This window comes from uncultured Campylobacter sp. (assembly GCF_905372745.1).
Classification (GTDB): domain Bacteria; phylum Campylobacterota; class Campylobacteria; order Campylobacterales; family Campylobacteraceae; genus Campylobacter_A.
Map to the genome: position 1 here is coordinate 95,086 of NZ_CAJPQR010000001.1, position 22,472 is coordinate 117,557.

At 45.7% G+C, this 22,472-nt stretch carries 21 protein-coding genes; 14 read left to right on the forward strand and 7 right to left on the reverse strand.

Annotation, left to right across the window (positions count from 1 at the left end; all coding sequences use genetic code 11):
• Positions 1-104: 104 nt before the first annotated feature.
• The 7 genes from QZ157_RS00445 to QZ157_RS00475 are packed head-to-tail and all read left to right on the forward strand — an operon-like array spanning position 105 to position 7,014.
• Positions 105-2,018, forward strand: a complete 1,914-nt coding sequence (locus tag QZ157_RS00445) for a flagellar assembly protein A (RefSeq protein ID WP_295140345.1) — start codon at positions 105-107, stop codon at positions 2,016-2,018.
• 2 nt (positions 2,019-2,020) lie between these two features.
• Positions 2,021-3,157: an ABC transporter permease gene (locus QZ157_RS00450; protein WP_295140348.1), complete on the forward strand. Its 1,137-nt coding sequence runs from the start codon at positions 2,021-2,023 to the stop codon at positions 3,155-3,157.
• Complete coding sequence (locus tag QZ157_RS00455; RefSeq protein WP_185898851.1) at positions 3,158-3,901, forward strand: ATP-binding cassette domain-containing protein; 744 nt, start codon at positions 3,158-3,160, stop codon at positions 3,899-3,901.
• A complete protein-coding gene (locus QZ157_RS00460) occupies positions 3,891-4,823 on the forward strand; it encodes an MlaD family protein (protein WP_295140353.1) in 933 nt (310 codons plus the stop codon). The genes QZ157_RS00455 and QZ157_RS00460 overlap by 11 nt, the downstream gene beginning before the upstream one ends.
• A complete protein-coding gene (locus QZ157_RS00465) occupies positions 4,820-5,383 on the forward strand; it encodes a hypothetical protein (protein WP_295140356.1) in 564 nt (187 codons plus the stop codon). Before QZ157_RS00460 ends, QZ157_RS00465 begins: the two co-directional genes overlap by 4 nt.
• A 28-nt stretch (positions 5,384-5,411) precedes the next feature.
• A complete protein-coding gene (ruvA, locus tag QZ157_RS00470) occupies positions 5,412-5,966 on the forward strand; it encodes a Holliday junction branch migration protein RuvA (protein WP_295140358.1) in 555 nt (184 codons plus the stop codon).
• 13 nt (positions 5,967-5,979) lie between these two features.
• The gene (locus tag QZ157_RS00475) at positions 5,980-7,014 is read left to right on the forward strand and encodes a D-alanine--D-alanine ligase (protein ID WP_295140360.1); all 1,035 of its coding nucleotides are present in this window, start codon (positions 5,980-5,982) and stop codon (positions 7,012-7,014) included.
• A gap of 135 nt (positions 7,015-7,149) precedes the next feature.
• Here the strand turns inward: QZ157_RS00475 and QZ157_RS00480 are convergent, their stop codons facing one another.
• The gene (locus QZ157_RS00480) at positions 7,150-7,800 is read right to left on the reverse strand and encodes a type II secretion system protein (RefSeq protein ID WP_295140363.1); all 651 of its coding nucleotides are present in this window, start codon (positions 7,798-7,800) and stop codon (positions 7,150-7,152) included.
• A gap of 114 nt (positions 7,801-7,914) precedes the next feature.
• Here QZ157_RS00480 and QZ157_RS00485 point away from each other — a divergent pair, with 114 nt between their 5' ends.
• The 3 genes from QZ157_RS00485 to murF all read left to right on the forward strand — a co-directional run bounded on the left by QZ157_RS00485 (position 7,915) and on the right by murF (position 11,016).
• Positions 7,915-8,145, forward strand: coding sequence for a type II toxin-antitoxin system Phd/YefM family antitoxin (locus tag QZ157_RS00485; protein WP_002947827.1), 231 nt, complete (start codon positions 7,915-7,917; stop codon positions 8,143-8,145).
• Positions 8,145-9,314, forward strand: a complete 1,170-nt coding sequence (locus QZ157_RS00490) for an alpha/beta hydrolase (RefSeq protein ID WP_295140369.1) — start codon at positions 8,145-8,147, stop codon at positions 9,312-9,314. Before QZ157_RS00485 ends, QZ157_RS00490 begins: the two co-directional genes overlap by 1 nt.
• A 265-nt stretch (positions 9,315-9,579) precedes the next feature.
• Entirely contained in the window at positions 9,580-11,016 is a 1,437-nt protein-coding gene (gene murF / locus QZ157_RS00495; RefSeq protein ID WP_295140372.1) for a UDP-N-acetylmuramoyl-tripeptide--D-alanyl-D-alanine ligase, read from the forward strand.
• Between the two features lie 650 nt (positions 11,017-11,666).
• On the opposite strand, the gene QZ157_RS00500 is transcribed toward murF, so the two are convergent.
• Positions 11,667-12,236, reverse strand: a complete 570-nt coding sequence (locus QZ157_RS00500) for a hypothetical protein (protein ID WP_295140375.1) — start codon at positions 12,234-12,236, stop codon at positions 11,667-11,669.
• A 184-nt stretch (positions 12,237-12,420) separates the two neighbouring features.
• Here QZ157_RS00500 and QZ157_RS00505 point away from each other — a divergent pair, with 184 nt between their 5' ends.
• The gene (locus QZ157_RS00505; RefSeq protein ID WP_295140377.1) at positions 12,421-13,506 is read left to right on the forward strand and encodes a glycoside hydrolase family 3 N-terminal domain-containing protein; all 1,086 of its coding nucleotides are present in this window, start codon (positions 12,421-12,423) and stop codon (positions 13,504-13,506) included.
• Positions 13,507-13,907: 401 nt separating this feature from the next.
• A complete protein-coding gene (locus tag QZ157_RS00510; RefSeq protein WP_295140380.1) occupies positions 13,908-15,227 on the forward strand; it encodes an amidohydrolase in 1,320 nt (439 codons plus the stop codon).
• Between the two features lie 267 nt (positions 15,228-15,494).
• Here the strand turns inward: QZ157_RS00510 and QZ157_RS00515 are convergent, their stop codons facing one another.
• The 5 genes from QZ157_RS00515 to rarD form a co-directional block, all read right to left on the reverse strand.
• Positions 15,495-16,070 carry a hypothetical protein gene (locus QZ157_RS00515; RefSeq protein WP_295140382.1) on the reverse strand — a complete coding sequence of 192 codons (576 nt, stop codon included), beginning with the start codon at positions 16,068-16,070 and terminating at the stop codon, positions 15,495-15,497.
• A 110-nt stretch (positions 16,071-16,180) separates the two neighbouring features.
• Positions 16,181-17,461: a dihydroorotase gene (locus QZ157_RS00520; RefSeq protein WP_295140384.1), complete on the reverse strand. Its 1,281-nt coding sequence runs from the start codon at positions 17,459-17,461 to the stop codon at positions 16,181-16,183.
• Entirely contained in the window at positions 17,458-18,390 is a 933-nt protein-coding gene (locus QZ157_RS00525; RefSeq protein WP_295140387.1) for an aspartate carbamoyltransferase catalytic subunit, read from the reverse strand. The genes QZ157_RS00520 and QZ157_RS00525 overlap by 4 nt, the downstream gene beginning before the upstream one ends.
• 67 nt (positions 18,391-18,457) lie before the next feature.
• A complete protein-coding gene (locus QZ157_RS00530) occupies positions 18,458-18,916 on the reverse strand; it encodes a hypothetical protein (protein WP_295140390.1) in 459 nt (152 codons plus the stop codon).
• Between the two features lie 30 nt (positions 18,917-18,946).
• The gene (rarD, locus tag QZ157_RS00535; RefSeq protein WP_295140393.1) at positions 18,947-19,837 is read right to left on the reverse strand and encodes an EamA family transporter RarD; all 891 of its coding nucleotides are present in this window, start codon (positions 19,835-19,837) and stop codon (positions 18,947-18,949) included.
• A 153-nt stretch (positions 19,838-19,990) separates the two neighbouring features.
• On the opposite strand from rarD, the gene QZ157_RS00540 reads away from it, so the two are divergent.
• Positions 19,991-21,328 (forward strand): class II 3-deoxy-7-phosphoheptulonate synthase, encoded by a 1,338-nt coding sequence (locus QZ157_RS00540; RefSeq protein WP_295140396.1) that lies wholly within the window; start codon positions 19,991-19,993, stop codon positions 21,326-21,328.
• Between the two features lie 191 nt (positions 21,329-21,519).
• On the forward strand, positions 21,520-22,470 hold the full coding sequence (locus tag QZ157_RS00545; RefSeq protein ID WP_295140399.1) for an NAD(P)-binding domain-containing protein: 951 nt from the start codon (positions 21,520-21,522) through the stop codon (positions 22,468-22,470).
• The last annotated feature ends 2 nt before the right edge of the window (positions 22,471-22,472 follow it).

Here is a 22,472-nt window from a genome sequence, read left to right on the forward strand (position 1 = left end):
CCTAGTAAATTTTTAGCGCAATGATAGGCAAATTTAGTTTTAAAAGACGTAAAATCAAGAGTTTTTAATGAAATTTTAGAGATAATCGACTAAAAATCAAAAAATTGCGAGAGTATCACGTGCCAGAAAACCAAAACGCGCAAACGTACCTTGAAGACATCGAGATAGAAACGCCAAGCCCGTACGGCGAGGTGCTAAATCTAGTTAGAAATTACGGAGTGGATAATAAATTTATAGATTTTGAAATTTTGGACTTTAAAACCGAGTGCAAAATAGTCGGAGAAAAATCGCCAAGAATGCTAGCCCAAAGCAAGCTAAGCGTCTTTGACGACGATAAATTTTACGTAGAAAAGGTAGAGAGCCTAAAGCAAATTTATAGAGTCAAATTTTACGATCTTAGGCGCGCTAAGTCGGTCGTGCTGCCTAGCATAGCTATAAACGCCAATAAAAATTTAACCAAAATTTTAGCTACCGTTTCGCGCGGAGGAGACGCTGTTTATTTTGAAGAACTTGGCAAAAAGATGGTTGATTTCATCTATAAAAAAATGATAAAAGTAGGCATCCTAATCGGCATCAGAGATAAAACGATGCATGAGGAGATAGCTAAAATTACCTCCGCGCTAAGAGTGAAGGAATATCTGGATAAAGACTACGTTTTTACGGTGACGCAAGGCGTAGAGGCTAAACCCTCGGTGGATGATGATTTGATATTTTATTATAAAAGCAAGATAAAAAACGCGGACGAAAACGGCAAAATCGATCACGCAAACAGAGGCTATCTACTAGGAGCGATAGAAAACGAGCTGATAATAGAATATATAAAAGCCAAAGACGGTTCTAGCGGCCGCGACGTGCGCGGAAACCTCCTAGCTATCCAAAAAGCCAAAACTACGATAACTAAAATGCCCCAAATCACCGAAAATATCTACTGCGCCGAGGATGAGACTGGCATAAGATATTTTTGTAAAAAGGCGGGCTACGTTTATGAAAAAAACGGAGTCTTTGATATCAAAGACGAGCTAGACGTAAATGAAATTTCTTTTAAAACCACCGGTTCTGTGGATGCGGGGCTAGATACCAGCGTCACGCTAAACGTAAAAGAGCGAGATATAAATAAAGACGCCATAGGCACGGGCATGACTGTAGAGGCCAATGAAGTAAATATCGAAGGCAATGTCGCCGCAAATGCCGTCGTAAAGGCAAATAAAGTATCTATAGGCGGACAAACCCACGCAAAATCTTTAATCGAAGCTAAAGAAGCAAAAATAGCCGTGCATATCGGTAGCTTTGAGGGGGACAGCGTCGATATAGACCGTTTAGAAGGCGGCAGGGTAAAAGCTAAAATCGCTCGCATAAAGTCGGTTCTAGGCGGAGAGATAATCGCAGAAAGCGTAATCATCGACACTCTAGCGTCAAATGCGAAAATAATCGTAGCAGATAGCGTGGAGATAAAAAGGCTAAAAGGCGTGAATAATAAAATTTTAGTAGATTTTAGCATGGTAAAAAACTCGGGCGAAAAGATAAACGAAGCTACGGCAAAGATAAAAATCATAAGAGAGCAAATCGCTAAAATGCCGCGAATCCTAGAGTCTAAAAGATGCGTCATAGAGGAAAATAAAGGCCCTATAAACGTCATCAAAGCTAAGATCGAGGAGCTAAAAAACTCAAGCATTACGCCGCCGGCTACTTTTATAAAGAAGCTAAAAGAGTACCAGCAGCTAGTGCACGAGTATAACGCGCTTTTAAAGGATTTTAGAGAAAAAAAAGATATGATAGCCGAGCTAAAAGAGGAGATAGTGGGAATACAAGAGGGGATTTTTAACTCCAAAGTGATAAATCACGATAAGTGGCGCGAATTTAACGAGGTTAAATTTAGGCTCGTAGATCCGGCTCGCGATATAACCTATAACACCAGAGAAAACGAGATCGCCCGCGTACTAAAGATCGCAAAGGTTCAGACCGAGGAGGGCGATATAGACTACGTTATCAAGAAAAATAACAACCTAAGAAAGGTCTAAATTTGCCTTTTTCTTTAAAATTTAAGAGTAAATTTTTTGAGTGCGCGCAAGAGGGCGAAGCGCTAAAGATAAACCTAAAAAACGACTGGAACTACAAGCTACCCGCTAAAATTTGGAGGGCTACGCAAAATCTACTTAGCTCGAATAAATTTAGCAAAATCGTCTTAAATTTTAAAGACGTAAAAGAGTTTGACTACGCCGCGGCTCTATTTTTAAAAAATACTTTACAAAATGCGCGTAAAAGCTATGAGCTTATAAATTTAACCCCGCACGCGCAAAAGATTTTTGATTCGATAAATAGCGAGGTAAATCCCAAAATAAAACAGATCATAAACTCCAAACCGCGCGGAAATCCGCTCTCGCAAATCGGCAAAAATTTAACCACTTTTTTTGCGGGATTTTGCGCGTTTTTAAATTTCATGGGTGAGTTTTTGGTCAAATTTAGCAAGATATTCATGCTAAAAAATATCCGCGTGAAGGAAATTTTGGCTTATTTCGAGGATGCGGGTATAAAATCGGTTTTTATCGTGTGCCTTACCTCTTTTCTTATCGGTATAGTGCTAGCTTATCAGGGTTCAAGCCTGCTTGCAAGTTTTGGCGCTACGATAATAATCGTCGAGATGATGGGGCTTTTGACTCTGCGCGAGATAGCTCCGCTCATCGCCGCTATCATCGTAGCGGGGCGTCTGGCGTCTAGCTTTACCGCGCAAATCGGCGTTATGAAAATCACCGAAGAGATCGACGCGATGAAAACGATGGGATTTGATCCGTTTAAATTTCTAGTCCTGCCTCGCGTGATAGCTCTCATCGTCGCCATGCCGCTTATCGTGTTTTTAGCCGACGTGGCGGGGATACTAGGCGAGATGGTCGTGATGGAAAACTACCTAAATATCAGCTTTGATAGCTATCTGGCGAGGTTTGGTCAAGAGGTGGATATCAAACACCTTTACGTCGGGCTTTTTAAGGCTCCGTTTTTTGGCGTCGTGATCGCGTTTATCGGCTGCATGAGAGGCTTTCAGATCGGCGGAAACACTCAAAGCGTGGGCACATATACGACCGTAAGCGTTGTAAATGCGATATTTGGCGTGATCATGGTAGACGCGCTGTTTTCGATTATTTTCACGCAGCTAGGCATATAAATGATAATAAAAGCGACTGATTTAACGACGAAATTTGGCGACAGAGTGATCCACGACGGGCTAAATTTTCACGTAAACGAGGCTGAAATTTACGGGCTACTAGGCGGTAGCGGCACGGGCAAATCGACGCTGATGAAAACGATGATATATCTAAAAGAGCCAAGCGCCGGCAAAGTCGAGATGCTGGGGCGCGATCTATGGTCGCTAGACGAAGCGGCTAGACAGGAGATGAAGCTCGCTTGCAGCGTGATGTTTCAGTTCGGCGCACTTTATACCTCGATGAACGTGCTGGAAAATATCTACATCCTACTAAAAGAGTATAGCGGGATGAGTGAGCGCTCTATGCGCGAGATAGCGATGTTTTGGCTGCAAAAAGTAGGCCTTAGCGAAAACGTCGCTTTGCAGTACCCAAGCGAGCTAAGCGGAGGTATGAAAAAGCGCGTGGCGATGGCTAGGGCTCTAGTGCTAAGTCCTAAAATTTTGTTTTTAGACGAGCCAAACTCCGGCCTTGACCCAAGTAGCGCGCGGGCGTTTGACGAGCTGGTGGTGGAGCTACGAGATACGCTTGGCGTTACGGTCGTGATGGTGACGCACGATATAGACAGTATCTGCACGATTTTAGATAGATTTTTGATACTTCAGGATAAAAAGATAGCCTTTGAAGGGACTTTTGAGCAGCTGATGCAAATGCCCGAAAATCCGCTCGAAGAGCTTTTAAAAACAAGGAAAAACGGTGGGAAATAAAATAAATTATACTTTGATAGGCCTTTTTTTCGTGCTAGTAGTGAGCGCGCTAGGTATCGCGGCGTGGTGGCTAGGCGGATACGGGAAAAAGGCCGATGATTATAGGTCGTATTTCATCAAAACCACAAGCTTGCCAAGCGGTATAAAAAGGGACTCCACGGTCAAATTTATCGGCGTAGATGCGGGCACGGTCAAGGATATCCGCTTTGCCGACGAAAAAGAGGCGCTCATCGAGCTTGAACTCTCCGTGAGAAAAGACCTGCCTATCAAAAAAGACAGTACCGCTTCTGCCCAGATACAAGGAATAACCGGCATCGGCTACCTAAATATCTCTAGAGGAAGCGCAAACAGCCCGCTTTTTAGCAAAAACGAAAAGGCCTACATCGGGCTTGAGGCCGGTTTTTTCGACAAAATCGGCGATAGAGCCGAGTATCTAACAAAAAATTTAGAGTCTACCTTTAAAAATATCAATAAATTTTTAAGCGACGAAAACGCGGCTAAATTTTCATCTATCCTGGCTTCGGTTGATGAAGCCGCGAAAAAGATAAACGCCGGAAATCTCGATATAAACGCGACTATCGCAAACGCAAACGAGGTTTTGGCAAATGCAAATTTGACGCTAAACGAGCTAAAAAAAGCGCTAAAAAATGCATCCGGCACGCTTGAGTTCGTAAATTCGTTTACGACGAAGGCCGCGGATGCCGCGCAGGCGCTAAAAAATCTACAAACCGCGATAACAGAAAAGATAAAAAGCGGCGAATACGATGTAAAGGGCGCGCTAAATACGCTTAGTGACGAGACGGAAAGGACGCTGCTAAGCTTTCAAAAGCTGATTTCTGATTTTAGAAATACTCTTTTTAGACTCGAGGACGACCCGTACGATTTTTTCTTTAAAGACACGCAGAAAAAGGACGAAAAATGAAAATTTTAAGCACGGTTTTAGCCGCGTCGGCGCTGTTTTTTAGCGGTTGTAGCGTTTTGGCAAAGCCTGCTCCTAGGACGAATTATTTTATGCTAGGCAGCACGGAGGATAAATTTAAAGAGTGCGCAAACAAGCCCCAAAAAACGGTTTTTATCGAGGAGGTGCGGGTTTTTGGTGCGTATGAGAGCCGCGAAGTCCTAAAAATAGACGCAAACGGCGAGATCCGTCCGCTAAAAAATATCAAATTTTTAGTGCTCCCAAGCGAGATGGCGAGGCGAAATTTGATCATAGCCGTGAGCGATCAGTGCGTGTTTAAGCCCTCTTTTAAAAACGCGGACGTCAGCGTGAAGTCAAATTTACTCACACTCCAAATCAAAGATCAAAAAGCGCAAATTTCGATGTTGTTTAGCTTTTTTAAAGACGGCAAAGAGCTAAAAAGCGTCGTGTTAAGCTCGCAAAAAGACGCAGGCGCTGACGAGGGCGAAATCGCAATGAAGGCGCTAAACGCCGCCTTTAGCGAGGTTACGGATAAATTTTTGCAAGAATTAATCAAATTTTAGAGATAATCGCAAATTTTAAAGGAAAACGATGATAAAAGCGATCGAGGGCATCATAATCAAAAAAGAGCCCGCAAATCTCATCTTAAAAACAGCCGGCGGCGTGAGCTACGGCGTAGCTATCTCGCTTTTCTGCTCGGCAAAGCTCGAACGAGGCCAGAGCGTGGAGCTAAATATCACGCAAATCATCCGCGAGGATGCGGACTTGCTTTACGGATTTTTAGATAGCAACGAGCAAAAGATGTTTGAGATGCTGATAAAACTAAGCGGTATCGGCGCGGCGACGGCGATGGCGGTGTGCTCGAGTCTAAATCCGAACGCATTTTTAAACGCGGTAAAAAGCGGAGACGCTGCGGCGCTGCAAACGGTGCCGGGCATCGGCGCAAAGACGGCTAGACGCATCATCGCCGAACTTAGCGACGCAAAGATGACGATGGACGAAAATCTGCCTAGCCATCAGCACGAAGCGATCTTGGCGCTTGAGAGTCTTGGCTTTAAAAGAGAAAAAATAACCAAGGCACTTAGCGAGTGCGACGCGCAAAATACGGGCGAACTCATCAAACAAGCCCTAAAAAAACTAGCATAAAAAAGGAAAAAATATGAAATTTGCTGTGATATTTGGCGCTAAAAGCTACGAACACGAGATCAGTATCGTAAGCGCCATAGCCCTAAAAAAGGTGCTTAAAAACGAGCCTTTGTTTATATTTTGCGATAAATTTAGAGAATTTTACCTGATAAACGGCGCCGATATGAAGGCAAATTTCTTTAGCTCTGGCAAGTATAAAAACGCCAAAAAGCTCATTCTTAAGCAGGGCGGATTTTTCGCGGGCGGGTTGCTCGGCGAGAAAAAGGTCGAAGCGGACGTATTTATAAATTTAGTCCACGGTATGGACGGCGAGGACGGCAAGATCGCGGCGCTGTTAGAGTTTTACGGCCTTAGCTACATCGGCCCTCGCGTGGAAGCTAGCGCGCTAAGCTACAACAAGGAGTTAACCAAACTACTAGCGCAAAAAGCGGGCGTAAATACCCTAAACTACGAGGTTGTAAGCAGAGAAAAGGCGCCTAGCCTGCCGCTACCTGTGATCCTAAAGCCGCTCCGACTAGGAAGCTCGATAGGAGTTAGCGTGATAAAAGACGCTAGCGAGCTAGAATACGGCCTAGACGTGGCGTATGAGTTTGATAAAGAGATCCTGGTTGAGCCATTTATAGAGGGTGTCAAGGAGTACAATTTGGCAGGTTGCAAGGCGGACGGAGAGATCAAATTTTCCATCATCGAAGAGCCAAAAAAGAAGGAATTTCTAGACTACGAGCAAAAATATATGAGCTTTTCAAACGAGAGTAGGGCGCGCGAGGCCGACATCGGCGCAGAGCTAGCCGCCAAGCTAAAGCAAAGCTTTGAGCGCATCTACAACTGCGGTTTTGACGGGGCGTTGATACGTTGCGACTTTTTCGAGATAAACGGCGAAGTATATCTAAATGAGATCAATCCAAATCCGGGCAGCTTGGCGAATTATCTATTTGAAGATTTTGAGGGGACTCTGGAGCAACTCGCCGCAAGCTTGCCCAAAGAACGCGAGATAAATATCGACTATAAATTTATCAACTCCATAACGTCGGCAAAGGGCAAGTTGTAGAAAATATCGAGTCAATTTTGTAGCTCAAAATGTTTATAAGATTTAAGTAGTCGTAAGCCTTTACGGAAGTAGGACGCTTTTTATTTTAGACTTAGCGTCCTAAGGATGACGACGGTTTGACAAACCGTCAGTTTATCAATGAGGATAGAGTATGGAGTCTTCTATCTGGTTTATGAATGGTATCTCATACATATCAAACCCTGCATCTTTTGATTTATACTTCTTTTCTATTAGCGTCCTTAACTTGTCGCATACCCTGCTGTCTCCGGGCTGTAGCGCTCCTTGTTCGTTGTAGCGCCAGTTGTTGTTTATGATTACGCCGTATTTATTGGAATTAGACATGTAGCCCACATTTAGTGTCACGCAATATTTTACGAAGTCGCCGTACATAGTGTCAACCAATTTTGTCATAAACAGCCAAGGTTTGGATCTGCGTCCGCTGCTGGGTGCAGGATCAAGACCGTTGTCTACGCCGTACTCTACGATAAAATGCGGTCGAGATATATCGTAACTTCTATCTGGACTATCGGGGGCAGCTATATTTTTAAATGCAAAGTCGGTCTTACCCGTAGACGCATAATAGTTTTGTACTTCGTCTACCACCTGATTTATGTTCGTAAACATCGTAACAGCCAAGGCATCATCTCTACTAGCGTTTATCCTAGGTATAGCTATAGCAGCCAATACGCCTAATATCACTATCACAAATATAAGCTCGATCATAGAAAACGCGCGCCTTGCGGTCTTATTGTCTTTACATTTTTTTACTGTATAATATTTGTTCATTAATTTCTCCTGCTTAACTAAAAATCAACCAAATATAATACAATATGCTATTTTAATTTAAGTTTAAAGGATGATACGCTATATTTTACACAAAATTTTACGCAAAGAACATAAATGACTACTTTTAGCAAAGATGAAATTTACACGGCGACCGAAGTGGTGCGAAATTTTAGCGCCGTTTTAGGCAAGGTCGGCAAGGCGCAGATGAAGCGCGCGGTGATCGTCAAAAATAATAAATTTGAAGCCGTGCTGCTAAATATGGGCGAATATGAGCGCCTATGCGAGGCTGTCGAGGTTCTTCAAAGCATATATGAGGCTAAAAAACGAGCCGGAAGCGGCGAATAATGGCGGTCAAAGAGGTAAAATACGGCGGTAAAATTTACCGCATCAGCTACGAAACCGTAAATCCCGCAAACAAGGACGTCGTGCTATTTTTGCACGGCTGGGGCGCGAACAAGGAGATCATGAAAAAGGCTTTCGGCATGTATTTTAAGGACTTTCGGCACGTTTACGTCGATATGCCGGGCTTTGGCGCGAGCAGTATGCACGGCGCGCTAGCGACGAAAGATTACGCAAAAATCATGAAATCCTTTTTAGACGAACTTGGCGCAAGTCCCAAAATCATCTTTGGACATAGCTTCGGCGGCAAGGTTGCAACCCTGCTAAATCCCGAATATCTCGCGCTTTTAAGCTCGGCGGGCATCGTAGCTAAAAAGCCGCTTTGGGTGCGATTTAAGATCGCTTTGTTTAAGTTTTTAAAGCTGTTCGGTCTAGGGTTTTTATACAAATTTTTCGCCACGAAAGACGTAAAAGGCATGAGCAAAACGATGTACGAGACCCTAAAAAACGTCGTCGATGAGGACTTTAGCTCTAAATTTGCGGACTTTGGCGGCAAGGCGTTTATATTTTGGGGCGAGGAGGACAAGGCCACGCCTCTAAAAAGCGGCGAACGCGTAAGTCGCCTCATCAAAAACAGCGAATTTCACGCGCTAAAGGGCGATCATTTTTTCTTTTTACTCCACGCGCGCTATATCGACGGCGTCGTGAATGCGGGGCTAAATTTGACGGACTTGGATGATGAAAGCGGCATAGAGAGCGTGAAAATTTTAAGCCAGAAAAACTATGAAAATTTGAGCGAAGAAGCCTGGCGCGCCGACGAAAACGGCGATCTTAAAAACGCTGCCGAGCAAAATTTGACGGAATCTACCCAAGAGGCTTTGGAACAAGAGGTCGCCATAAATACAAAAACCGTCTCGCAAAGCAGCCTTTTTGACGAGCAGTCGCAAAGCGGCGGCCTTGTGGATCAAAATCCGCAGCCTAACGATGTAAGCGACAAAAACTGTCAAGTTTTTAAAGAAAATTTGTTTGACGGGCAAGAAAGCGCGCAAGATAAAGCTGAGCCCAAAAGCAATGTTTTAAACAGCGACGAGCAAAATCAAATTTTGCAAAAAGATGAGTCGGGCAATCAAAAAAGCCCCAAAAAGCCGGTACAGCAAACGTTTGACTTAAGCTAGCGCACTTAGATATCAGCATTAAATTTATGCGGGTTTGGCAGGCCTGCATCAAATTTACGAGCTAAATTTAAGCCCAAAATCTGTAAAATCTCAGCTGATAAATTTGCATTTTGCGGCGCAAAAATAAAGCAGGGCGGCTAAATTTGGCTCTCAAATTTAACAAAAAACTATCAAAATTTACGCCAAATCTGCAAAAAAAACTGCAAAATGTCAAATTTGGCAAAAGCGGCAGGGAAAGCCCGCCCAAACGAACCTAGGAGAAAAAATGAACGAAACCCTCATAAACATCGGCCTTGCCGCGACGCAGATTTTATTTACGTTTGCGCTCGGATTTTATCTCATCACCTGCCTTCAGTGGTTTTCTTACAAGTTTGAGCGCGTGCTGTTTCACTTCACTAGGCCGCTGTGGCACGTGTTTTTCCTTATCGTGCCGATCGTGCTTTTTTACGGGGCGGAGCGATTTTTCTGGATTTATTTTTACTTTGCGCTGGTGCCAAGCCTCGCTCTTTGGCATAAAAAGCTCGATAAAAAGCTGGTTTTTACGCCGAGAGTCAAGCGGTTTTTTGTTATCCTAGTGTTCGCCGTTATCGCTAGCTACGCTGTCTATCTAGCGACGCAGCACCGCGTAAATCTAGGCGTAGTCCTGCCGCTCGTGGCTTCTTTTGCGATTAGCTTTTTGTTGGAAAAGGCTAAATTTAAAGCCTACGAAAACAGCGCGCGCAAAAAGCTAGCCTCGATGCCGGAGCTTAAAATCATCATGATAACGGCGAGTTTTGGCAAAACCAGCATCAAAAATTTCCTATTTGAGCTGCTTAAAAATGACTTCGTCTGCCGCAAAACCCCTCGTAGCGTAAACACGCTAGCAGGCCTCATCCAGGACGTAAACAACGAGCTTGCCGCCGGTACGCAAATATATATCGCCGAGGCGGGCGCGCGCCTAAAAGGCGACATCGCGCAGATCACGGAGTTTTTGAACCCGCAGATCGCGATCGTCGGCGAGATCGGCGCGCAACATATCGAGTACTTTAAAACGCTCGAAAATATCCGCACCACAAAGCTTGAGGCTCTTAGCTCAAAGCGCCTAGAAAAGGCTTTCGTACACAGCAGTACGCAGGCAAGCGAGGGCGAGAAGATAGAAATTTACGATAAAGATCTAAGCAGCGTGGAGGCGAGCTTGGATGGGGTCAAATTTAAGCTCGGCCAGGGGGAATTTAGCTCGCCGCTGCTTGGTAAATTTAACGCCGCAAACCTAGCCGTCTGCGTCAAAACCGCGCTATATCTGGGGCTAGACGAGGCCAGGATCGCCGCAGCTCTAGCGCGTCTAAAAAACGTCGAGCATAGACTCGAGCGTATCGATGCCGGCGGTAAAATCATCATCGACGACGGTTTTAACGGCAACTTTAACGGTATGAGCGCGAGCTACGAACTAGTCGGTAGCTACGAGGGGCGCAAGGTGCTCGTGACGCCGGGCATCATGGAGAGCAGCGACGAAGAGAACGAAAAGCTAAGCAAGATCATCAACAAGACCTTTGATATCGTCATGCTAACAAGCTCGCTAAACGCAGTCGCGCTACTAAAGCACCTAAGTAGGCCAAAAGTTATCGTCATCAAGGACAAATCAAAAATGCAAGAAGTCCTGGCGCAAAACACTAAAGCGGGCGATCTGATCCTTTTTTCAAACGACGCTCCAAGCTTTATGTAGGCGCGTTTCCAGTCAAATTCGGCGCGCGAGCTTATTTTTGAGCGTTTTTGATCTACATAACGTAGGATTTGGCGGATAGTCGGTTTTATCTCCGTTAAATAGGCTGTAAATTTACGTTAGCTTTTTAGCGGATTAGGCGGATTATAGAAGGCGCGATTTTACGGGCTTGCTTGCGGCGGCCTTCGCGTGATTTCGTAAAACTGCAAAGCTTAATGATAGAATACCAAGGCTATAAAAAGCTCTTGGAGTTTAGCGGAGCGAATTTAGCGTGCTAATCTTTTGCCCTCGCTATGCGACTATGCAATGACGAAAACCGGCTAGAATCTCAAAGACGTAGACAGGATTGCCTGCGGCACGGACGCCTCACGCGAGGAGAATTCGTCGGCAAGGGTATATTACGCGCAGATAATAAAGCCTTGAAAGTACCGAGCGACAAAAACGTACGCGAGAGTCTGAGAGGCCTACTTGAAAAAGTAAATCTGGCGTTTTGCTATCGCTCGTAACGACTGCAAAATAGGTCTAAATTTGATATTACCGGGCTGACGGTTTTTAAATATCTGGCTTAAATAGTCCAAATTTGCCGAATTTTTATGCTGGATTTGGATTTAAGGCGCCGTAAAATTTGGATTCTGGCTAGTATTTAGTCTGTTTTATGTCGTCAATTTAAATCTAACCAAATTCGCCGAGTCGGCTTTTTCTTTTAGTTCTTTTGAGCCAAATCTTAAAATAATTTTATTGCCGGAAACCGCGGATAGCGATAGTAAAAAGGCATCTAGTTGCGCGTCGTCATTCGTATATTTTATCTCTAAAATACTTCTCCAGCCCTTGCAAATGCGAAATCCCGTATGCTCACGAGCGCTCGTATCAAGTATAAAAATAGAATCTAAATCAAATCTCGCTCCGTTAAAAGCTATTAAGTTTTTGTTTGTTACATATAAGCCTTTGTGGATCAAATTTACAATAAAAATATATATTAATAACATGCAAAAAATAACAAAAATAGCAGCGCACACCTTTAGAAATAGGCTTTGATCTGCGAAGTCTTTAAATATTACCGTATATATAAATACCGCTATACAAACCACGGCAAATATAAATTTAATAAAAAGATTTTTAATGTGTTTTTCCTTATATTCACATAAAATATACTCGTCTTTATCTAGCTTGATATCGTTTTTTGGCGGGATATTTATAGCACAATTAGTATCTAAATTTATCACATATGCCCTTTTGACTAAATTTTAAACAATATTTTCAAAAATTATATCAAATATTTTATTAATACCAATCTAAATTTACGAGCGATCAGTCGCAAAAAGCGCCTAATAGCACCTAACCCCCGTTTCAAATTTCTTAAATTTATATAAAATAGTGTAAAATCCACAAAAACAAAAAAGGAAAAATATGAAAAAATTTATCGCCGCGCTTTTTTCGGCTCTGTTTTTGGCGAGTTTGCCGACCGCGCTAAACGCCGCTGATGCGCAAGCGCAAGAAAAGCCGACTCTTCGCAAAATGATAGCCCAAATGATAATGGTCGGCTTCAACGGCTCTGATCCCAAAACCGCCAAAGAAGCCGTCTCGGAGGCCAAATATCAGCGTTTCGGCGGCGTGATGCTGCTTGGTAAAAACATCTCGGACAAAAAGAACCTCACGGCGCTAACAAGCGCATTTAAAGAGGCTCAAGGGGGCATTTTTATCGCTATCGACGAGGAGGGCGGACGGGTCACGAGATTTAAGGATAAAGAAGATTTTGAGACCTTTATCTCGGCGCAAAAAGTGGCAAAAACGCTTGATCTGGGTGCTGCTGGCAAGCTTTACGGCAAGATGGCGCAGCAGCTAAAAGACGTCGGCGTAAACGTAAATTTCGCTCCCGTGGCCGACGTGCTAAATCCAAAATCCACCATCATCGGCTCGCGCGGCAGGGCGTTTAGCGCCGATATAGACGAGGTTTCGCTGTATGCGAGCGAGTTTATGAAGGCCTCGCAAGCTCGCGGCGTGATAGCTGCGATGAAGCACTTCCCGGGCCACGGCAACGTCGAGGCCGACAGCCACACGGCAAAGGTCGTGATAGAAAATTTCGACTACGGCGAGCTTAAACCGTATTTTGACGCGGTTCGCAAAAACGAAGCCAAGATGATAATGGTCGGCCACATCTACCTCATGCAGCGCGACGCCGAGCTGCCGGCCTCGCTCTCGCCGGCGATCATCGACGGCTTGCTGCGCGGCGAGCTAAAATTTGACGGCGTAGTCATCAGCGACGACATGCTTATGGGTGGGCTAAAGGACTTTACGCTACAAGAAAAGGTGATAAACTTTATCAACGCGGGCGGCGACGTGATGCTCTTTAGCAACTACAAGATAGACGGGCGCAGGACCGCGGAGCTCGTCACGCAGCTAGTCGTGGACGCGGTTGGCGCCAAGCAGATACCAAAAGAGCGTATCGAGGAATCCTACGAGCGGATAATGAAGCTAAAAAATAGCATAAAATAGGCTAACCGTATGGCAAATTTGAGCTTTTGCGCGGAGTTTGTTTGCGGTTAGTCGGTCTGTGCGACGACCGAAGTCAAATTTGCCTTTTTGTCTAGTTTTGTAAATTTGAGTTCAAATTTGGCGCGAATTTTAAATTTGAACTTAAATTTAACGCCCAAATTTTTACTACCTAGCTCGCCAAACCCGCACCGTTTTGGCGCAAATCGCGGTTTTAAAACCGACCGAAATTATCCACGGCAAGAAAAGTAAATTTAATCAAATTTGCGCTAAACAGGTCGGCTTGCGAAAAATCAGCATTAAATTTATCATTGTTCGGCTAAAATTTAAGCTTTTAAAATTAATTTTTATGTATAATATATCTTTAAGTAAAATAATAAAAATTCCAAATTTAAGGAGCAAAAATGGACAATGTAGCAGCAAAAGTCGAAGCGCTAAAAGACGAAATGGTGAAAAATAGGCGATTTTTTCACTCGCATCCCGAGACGGGATTTTTCACGTTTTTTACGACGGCAAAGATCGCTAGCGAGCTAAAAAAGCTCGGCTACAGCCTAAAAATGGGACGCGAGATAATGAAACCCGAAGCTAGAGCAGGTCTTGGCAGCGAAAAAGATAAAGAGAGGTATCTAGAACGTGCAAAAAGCCTGCTAAGCGCCGACGAGCGAGAGTTTTTACCCGTGATGGAGGATGGGCTAACGGGTGTGGTGGCCGAGCTTGATACGGGCAGGCCGGGCAAGACGCTTGCGTTTAGATTCGACATCGACGGCGTGGACGTGACCGAGAGCAAGGATGAGGCGCATAGACCGTTTAAAGAGGGCTTTAGAGCCGATATAGACGGCATCACGCACGCCTGCGGGCATGACGGACACATCACGATCGGCCTTGCGATGGCTAAACTCATCGCGCAAAATTTGGACGACTTTAAGGGCAAATTTAGATTTATATTTCAAACCGCCGAGGAGGGCACCAGAGGCGCCGTGCCGATGGAGCAAGCAGGCGTGCTAGAGGGCGTGGACTACCTGCTAGGCGGTCACATCGGCTTTCAGGCAAAGACTAGCGGCGGCATCATCTGCGGTACGAACAAGCTTCTTGCGACGTCGAAATTTGACGTAAATTTCACTGGTAGATCGGCTCACGCGGCGGGCGCTCCGCAAGAAGGCGCAAACGCTCTGCTGGCCGCAGCCCAGGCGGCTCTAGCCATGCACGGTATCACGCGACATGCCGACGGCGTCACGCGTATAAATGTGGGCGTTTTGCGAGCGGGTGAGGGTCGAAACGTCATCGCGCCAAACGGCTACATCGCCTGCGAAACGCGCGGCGAAACGACCGAGCTAAATGAATTTATGTTTCAAAAATGCATGGATATCGTAGCGGGCGTCGCACAGATGTACGGCGTGCAGTACGACGTGAAGCTAACCGGCGGCACGAGCGGGGGCGATAGTAGCGAGGAGATCACCGACATCTACGAGCGCGCCGCGCGTCAGTCGCCTTTTATCAAGGACGAACTCATCGTGCGGGATCTAAATTTCGGTGCTTGCGAGGACTTCGCACATTTTATGCACGCCGTGCAAAAAGCAGGCGGCAAGAGCGGCTATCTGATGATCGGCACCAAGCTGGCCGCTGGGCATCACAACGGCGCGTTTGACTTTGACGAGAGCGCGCTACTATCGGGTACGGACGTGTTTTTGCGCTCGGCGTACGCGATAAACGGCAAGGACGCGTGAGGCTAAATTTGAACCGAATTTAACTAATTTGCGTCGCTTGCGCTCGGCTTGATCGATTTTTTAATCATCGATTAAGCTGACGCGGCGGCGTAGATTTATATTTTTTAGCTCTTAAATTTTGATAAATTCGGCGGTCGGTCGTAAATTTGATTAAATAAAAAGCCGTTTGGGTTGTAAATTTGGCAAGTTAAATACAGCACTTAAAATTGCGCGGCGACAAGGCTAATTCGCCGATATCAAAACCGCAAATTTTAAACGGATTTAAATTTATTTGCTCTCTTTTTCCAGGTAGAAAATCTTAAAAAATAAATCTCGCAACAAGACGACCGATAAAAACAGTCCAAGTAAAGAGAAAAAAAGTTGAAAAACCGTTATGACGGCAAATATTTCAAATTTTGTATCAAACGTTATCTCGATACGAGTTCCATCGCGTAAAACTATGCCGTCTACGCCTACGCAGCCAAAGAAATAATCATATATAAAAAATGCGCTAAGCATAAGACCAAGCACCGACATCGGCCAGCTTATGTTCGGCGCTTTGCGTCTATCAGAAATAACGAATAATGCACTCAAAATTATCGCCAGTAGCAGCCCAAGCACCCACATATAGCTCGCGTAAAATTCTATCTCTTGCTTAAACGGACTTATGTCGCTAAAAATTTGGATATTTGGAAAGATTTGCTTCATAACTTCTACGAAACTGCGGCAAATTTTGCAACTAGATAATATATCCTCGGGGATGATAAAAATCCCGAAAGAGGCAACAAAATAAGCGATAAAAATGTTTTCAAGAAACCGCTCTTTTGTATTTTTGACGGTTTTGGTCGCGTGTTGATTTTGCAATACTTGTCCTATGGTTTCAAATTTTATTTTAGTCGTTGTTAAAATTTGACCATACGGCAGCCTTAGCCACCGCAAAGTCAAATTTCAAATTTACGTCAAATTTGATCGGATCACGCTACGACGCTTGGAAACTCAAACACTGTTTTTCCGCTTTTTATCGTGATTATCGCCGCGCCTTTTAGCGTCTTGCCTAGCAGTGGGGAGTTTTGAGATTTTGATTTATTTAGGCTTTTGTCGTATAGATACTCGAAATTTGGATCGATTATCGCGATGTCGGCGAGGTAGCCCTCTGCGATCACGCCTTTGTCCTTTAGTTTTAAAATTTTAGCCGCGTTATAGGACGTGAGAGCCGCCATCTGCTCGATACTTATCACACCGTCGTTTACCAAATCTAGCGTCATAGGCACGAGGGTTTGTAGGCCGAGTATTCCAAATGGCGCCTTGTCGAATTCTAAAAATTTCTCGTCGTTATGGTGCGGGGCGTGGTCGGTCACGATGACGTCGATGAGGCCGCTTTTTAAGCCGTCCCTGATCGCCTCTACGTCTGATTTCGTGCGAAGCGGCGGCGACATTTTAAAGTTCGTATCGTAGCCTAGCAGCTCGTCCTCAGTGTAGGTAAAGTGGTGCGGCGTCGCCTCGCAGGTCACGTTTATGCCGGCTGCGCGAGCCTGCGCGATGAGCTTTAGCGACCACTCGGAGCTAACGTGCGCGATGTGGATGTGGCCGCCCGTGAGCTTGGCTAGCAGTAGATCGCGCGAGACCATGATCTCTTCTTGCTCGCGCGGCATGCCTTTGATGCCTAGTATCGCCGAGACGCGGCCTTCGTTCATGTGGCCGCCGCGGCATAGCGAGCAGTCCTGGGAGTGGTTGATGACGAAGCTGCCGAAGTGCTTTGAGTATTCAAGCGCGTATCTCATCACGTCGCTGCTGGCTACGGGCAGGCCGTCGTCGCTAAACGCCACTGCACCCGCCTGCGTCATATCGCCCATCTCCACGCACTTTTTGCCGTCCATCTTGCTAGTTATCGCGCCGATAGGCAGTAGGTCGATGAGGCCGCGAGCTTTTGCCTTAGCTACCATATCGCGCGTGACGACGGCGTTGTCGTTTACGGGGTTTGTATTCGCCATCGGGCAGCAGGTGGTTACGCCGCCGGCGACTGCGGTTTCGGAGCCCGTGTTTATGTCGTCTTTGTACTCAAGGCCGGGATCCCTAAAATGCACGTGCATATCGATTAGACCCGGCATCACGAGCTTGCCGCTAGCGTCTATTACTTTATCTGCCGCAGGTTCGTCCGCGGTGATTAGAGCTATCTTGTCGCCGTCTATTAGGACGTTTGCTTTTTGCGAGCCGTTATGATTTACGATCGTGCCGTTTTTTATGAGAGTTTTCATTTTGCGCCTTTGTTTTTGATGAGAGTATCTAGGATCGCCATCCTGACGGCGACGCCGTTTTCGACCTGATTTAGCACATGCGAGTAGCGCGGATCATCGGCTACGTCGGAGTTTATCTCAACGCCGCGGTTTATAGGGCCCGGGTGCAGGATCATGACGCCCTCTTTGGCGTATTGCATTTTACTAGCGGTTAGGCCGAAAAATTTGGAGTATTCGCGCACAGACGGAAATGCTATCTCATCATCCTGGCGCTCGAGCTGGATACGCAGCATGATGATGACGTCCGAGTCCTCGATGGCCTCGCGCATATCGGTGCAAATTTGACAGCCAAAAGCCTCCATGCCAGTTAAAAACATCGGCGGGCCAAAGAGCTTAACCTTGGCTCCGAGCGTTTTTAGGACGTAGATGTTTGAGCGCGCCACGCGGCTATGAAAGATATCGCCGATGATGGCGACCGTGAGATTTTCTAGACTGCCGCGATTTTCTAGTATAGTAAAAAGATCAAGCAGCGCTTGGCTAGGGTGTTCATTGAGGCCGTCGCCCGCGTTTACGACGTGAGCGTCGGTATTTTCAGCTATAAATTTAGCCGCGCCCGAGCTGTAGTGGCGCACGACTACGACGTCCGTTTTCATTGCGACGATGTTGTGGACGGTGTCGATGAGCGTTTCGCCTTTTTTGGTGCTGGAGTTTGAGGCGGTGAAATTTATCGCGTCGGCTCCGAGGCGCTTAGCCGCGATCTCAAAGCTCGTTCGCGTCCTAGTCGAGTTTTCGAAAAAGGCGTTTACGGTCGTTTTGCCGTAGAGCGACTTGGCTTTTTTGGTCTCGGAGTTGTTTAGCGCCTTAAACTCCTTGGCTAAATTTAAGAAATGGTAAATTTCGTCTTTGGTTAAATTTGCAGCGGTTACGAGGTCTTTTTTGGTATAGCTCATCCGTTTTTTTCCTTAGAAAGATAGAGTTAAATCAAAAAAGCGATATTACCCCGTTTTTACTTAAGATTTAATTTTGTAGCTTGCTAAACTCCGCGCCCAGACGCTGTCTGATCTCGTCGCCCGCGCGCTCGCCGTCTTTAAAGTTTTCCGTGACGAGATCGTCTAGGCGGCTAAGCACCTCAAAGAGCTCGCTTTCCCATTTGTCCGGGTTTCTAGCGGTGTTCATCGTCTCGATAAACGTCAGCTTCTTGCTCATCTCGCTTAGGCTTTCTAAAAATTTTTCTTTTAGATCCTCGTTTTTTAGGGCGTCGTCGTAGAGTGCTTTCATTTTTAATTCCCTTAGCTCGCCGTTAATGATCTCGCAAAAATCCTTGTACTTTTGCACCGAAATTTGACGCGCGGCCTCGGGGGAGTTGTTTGCTAGAGTGCCGTTCTCGTCGATCTTTCTGGTTAGCTTTTGTATCTGCGCGTAGAGCACTAGCGCGGCTATGACGCAGATGACGGCGTAAAATGCGATAGATGACATTGTTTTTCCTTTTTTGATTTAAATTTGCGGTTATACTGAAATTTTGCTTTTTTTACTATAAATCGCGCTAAAGCTAACCACCGCCAGCGCGCTCCAGATGAGTAAAAACGACAGCGCCTTAAGCGCGCTAACTTGCTCGCCGTAGTAAAAAACGGCAAGCAAAAGCTGCATCGAAGGCGAGATATACTGCAAATAGCCGATCGTGCTCAAATTTAGCCTAGTAGCCGCCGAGTTAAAAAGCAAAAGCGGCACGACGGTCGCAGGCCCGCAAAGCGCGATCAAAAGCCCAAACCACGAAAAACTAAAGTGATTTTGCCCGCTAGCGGCTACGAAAAATAGCGCAACAAGCGCGATAGGAGCTATGAGCGCAGTCTCGACGAAAAGCCCCTCTAAAGATGGCACGCTAAGGCGCTTTCTGATAAGCGAATAAAATCCAAACGTGATAGGCAAAATAATAGAGATGATAGGCAGGCCGCCCGCGTCGTAAATTTGCACGCCGATAGCGACAAAGACGATGCCGACGGCAAATTTACCCGCGCGCGATAGCTTTTCTTTTAAAATCAGCACGCCAAGGAGCATGTTTACGAGCGGATTTATGAAGTATCCCAGGCTAGTTTCCACGATTTTTCCGATATTTACGGCGTAGACGTAGATCCACCAGTTGGCGGCAATGAGAAGTCCCGTGACAAACAGCCAAAACGTGGTTTTTTTGTTGCTTAAAATTTTCTTTGCGGCGCCTAGTTTGCGGCTAAATTTGAGCAGTAAAAATAAAAGCAGCACGGACCAAAGGATGCGGTGAGCTACGATCTCGGTAGCCGAAAGCGCGCTGAGTTGTTTAAAATAAATAGGAAAAACGCCCCAGATAATAAATACCGACAGGCCGTAGATTAAGCCGATTTTGGTTTGATTTTTGTATTGCATTTTTCCGCTTTTTTTGGCGAAATTATATTTATTTGTCGTTAAGCAGAGCTTATGCGGCGAAAAAATGCGAATTTGAAGCTAAAATTTGAAATTTTATCTGTAATAAAATTTCTTTTAGCTAAAATCGGGGTTATTTTTAAGAAAGGTTTAAAGATGTGGAGTAGAGATTCGTGGAGAAAATTTAATATCTTGCAGCAGCCAAGCTACCCCGACGAGGTCTTGCTAAAAAAGGCCGAGGATAAACTAAAGACGATGCCGCCGCTAGTTTTTGCCGGCGAGGCTAGAAATCTAAAACAAGATTTGGCTAAAGTTTGCAACGGCGAGGCGTTTTTGCTCCAAGGCGGCGACTGCGCGGAGAGTTTTTCAAATTTTAACGCCGTAAATATCCGCGATATGTTTAAAGTGATGCTACAAATGGCGATCGTTTTAACCTTCGCCGGACGCTGCCCTGTCGTAAAAGTAGGGCGCGTGGCGGGTCAGTTTGCCAAGCCTAGAAGCTCGGACTACGAGGAGCAAGGCGGCGTAAAGCTACCCAGCTACCGCGGCGACATCATAAACGGCTTTGAATTTAACCCAGATGCCCGCGTACCCGATCCAAACCGCATGATCGAGGCTTATTATCAAAGCGCATCCACGATGAACCTTCTTCGCGCCTTTTCTCGCGGCGGTCTAGCCGATCTTCACGAGGTAAATCGCTGGAATCTTGGCTTTATCAAAAAGCCTGAGCTTGATGCTAAATACGGCGAGCTAGCCAGGCAGCTAAGCCAAACTCTAGCGTTTATGGGGGCTTGCGGTATAAACGCCTCAAATACTCCCGCGCTTAGCGAAACCAAGGTCTACACATCGCACGAGGCGCTCTTGCTGCCGTACGAGGAGGCGCTCACTAGAGAGGATAGCCTCACTGGCGACTGGTACGACTGCTCGGCGCATATGCTCTGGATCGGGGAGCGCACTCGCGGCATAAACGACGCTCACGTGCATTTTCTAAGCGGCGTACATAATCCTCTGGGCGTCAAGATCGGGCCAAACGCCACCGCACAGGACGTCATCGCGCTCGCAAATGCGCTAAATCCTCAAAACGAAGCTGGCAGACTAAACGTAATCATCAGAATGGGCGCGGATAAAATCGGCGAGCGACTGCCTAAAATCCTACGCGAAGTAAAACGCGAAGGCCTAAATATCGTCTACAGCATCGATCCGATGCACGGCAACACGATAAAAGCCGCAAACGGCTACAAAACGCGCGAATTTGACAAGATCCTAGCCGAAGTGCAGAGCTTTTTTGAAATACATAGAGCAGAAGGCACGCATGCGGGCGGCGTGCATCTAGAGATGACGGGGCAGGACGTGACCGAGTGTACGGGCGGATCGTTTAAACTAAATGAGGATGATCTCGCGCACAGATACGAGACGCAGTGCGACCCGCGCCTAAACGCCGATCAGTCGCTAGAACTTTCGTTTTTAATCGCTGAGTTTTTAAAGAAAATTTAGCAAGGCTCAAATTTGGCTCGTAAATTTACGGAATCTAAACGAGTCAAATTTGCTCCCGCCAGCCTTTTATCTTTAAATTTAGCCGCTTTTTGCGCTTTTAAATTAAATTTATCCCAAATTTCGCGAATTTCTTAAAATTTAATCCAATTTTCGCTACATTAATGAAAAATTATCAAAATCGGAGAAAATTAATGAGCGATGTTTACGATATTATCGTTATCGGCGGCGGTCCTTGCGGTATCGCGACCGTCGTAGAGGCTAGGGCTAACGGATTAAAAAAAGTCTTGCTTCTCGAAAAGGGTGACAATCACAGTCAAACGATACGTAAATTTTACAAAGACAATAAGCGCGTGGACAAGGAGTACAAAGGTCAAGATAGCACCATCCACGGCATCGTGTCCTTTGAGGACGGCACGAAAGAAAGCACGCTTGATTATTTTGATAAGCTGCTAGACCACGACGAGATAGAAGCGGTTTTTAACTCCGAGGTCGAAAGCGTGAAAAAAAAGGACGATTTGTTTTTCGTGCACACCGCAAAGGGCGACTACAAGGCCAAAAACGTGATGATAAGCATCGGTAAGATGGGGCGTCCAAACAAGCCGGACTATAAAATCCCGCCTTCGCTAAACGGAGTCGTAAATTTTAATCTCAACTCCTGTTCCAGCGGCGAAAAGGTGCTGGTCGTCGGCGGCGGAAATTCGGCCGTAGAGTACGCTATCGAGCTGTGCCAATACAACAAAACCACGTTAGCGTACCGTAAGGACAAATTTAGCCGCGTAAACGACGTAAATTTAGCCGCGCTTTGGGAGCTGGAGAAGGCAAATAAGTTAAAAGTCCGCCTAAATCACGATATCACTGAGATAGAAAACGAATCAGGACGCGTTAGGGCGCACTTTTCAAACGGAAAAATCAGAGTCTACGATAGGGTCGTCTACGCTATCGGCGGCTCGACCCCGGTTGATTTTTTACAAAAATGCGGAGTAGAGCTTGACGCGGATAAAGACCCTATCGTAAACGAGCACTACGAAAGCAGCGTCGGCGGGCTATATATCGGCGGCGACATCGTGCTAAAAAACGGCGGATCGATAGTGCTAGCGCTAAACCACGCGCATAAGGTAGTTCAAAACATCAAGGAAAAGTAGAG

Excerpts from the sequence above, each read along its gene's own strand:
- rarD (WP_295140393.1), bottom strand. The coding sequence starts at position 19,837 with ATGCAATACAAAAATCAAACCAAAATCGGCTTAATCTACGGCCTGTCG.
- QZ157_RS00530 (WP_295140390.1), bottom strand. The coding sequence starts at position 18,916 with ATGTCATCTATCGCATTTTACGCCGTCATCTGCGTCATAGCCGCGCTA.
- QZ157_RS00480 (WP_295140363.1), bottom strand. The coding sequence starts at position 7,800 with ATGAACAAATATTATACAGTAAAAAAATGTAAAGACAATAAGACCGCA.
- QZ157_RS00505 (WP_295140377.1), top strand. The coding sequence starts at position 12,421 with ATGAAAAAATTTATCGCCGCGCTTTTTTCGGCTCTGTTTTTGGCGAGT.
- ruvA (WP_295140358.1), top strand. The coding sequence starts at position 5,412 with ATGATAAAAGCGATCGAGGGCATCATAATCAAAAAAGAGCCCGCAAAT.
- QZ157_RS00455 (WP_185898851.1), top strand. The coding sequence starts at position 3,158 with ATGATAATAAAAGCGACTGATTTAACGACGAAATTTGGCGACAGAGTG.
- QZ157_RS00525 (WP_295140387.1), bottom strand. The coding sequence starts at position 18,390 with ATGAGCTATACCAAAAAAGACCTCGTAACCGCTGCAAATTTAACCAAA.
- QZ157_RS00540 (WP_295140396.1), top strand. The coding sequence starts at position 19,991 with ATGTGGAGTAGAGATTCGTGGAGAAAATTTAATATCTTGCAGCAGCCA.
- QZ157_RS00485 (WP_002947827.1), top strand. The coding sequence starts at position 7,915 with ATGACTACTTTTAGCAAAGATGAAATTTACACGGCGACCGAAGTGGTG.
- QZ157_RS00545 (WP_295140399.1), top strand. The coding sequence starts at position 21,520 with ATGAGCGATGTTTACGATATTATCGTTATCGGCGGCGGTCCTTGCGGT.
- QZ157_RS00490 (WP_295140369.1), top strand. The coding sequence starts at position 8,145 with ATGGCGGTCAAAGAGGTAAAATACGGCGGTAAAATTTACCGCATCAGC.
- QZ157_RS00510 (WP_295140380.1), top strand. The coding sequence starts at position 13,908 with ATGGACAATGTAGCAGCAAAAGTCGAAGCGCTAAAAGACGAAATGGTG.
- QZ157_RS00475 (WP_295140360.1), top strand. The coding sequence starts at position 5,980 with ATGAAATTTGCTGTGATATTTGGCGCTAAAAGCTACGAACACGAGATC.
- QZ157_RS00520 (WP_295140384.1), bottom strand. The coding sequence starts at position 17,461 with ATGAAAACTCTCATAAAAAACGGCACGATCGTAAATCATAACGGCTCG.
- murF (WP_295140372.1), top strand. The coding sequence starts at position 9,580 with ATGAACGAAACCCTCATAAACATCGGCCTTGCCGCGACGCAGATTTTA.
- QZ157_RS00465 (WP_295140356.1), top strand. The coding sequence starts at position 4,820 with ATGAAAATTTTAAGCACGGTTTTAGCCGCGTCGGCGCTGTTTTTTAGC.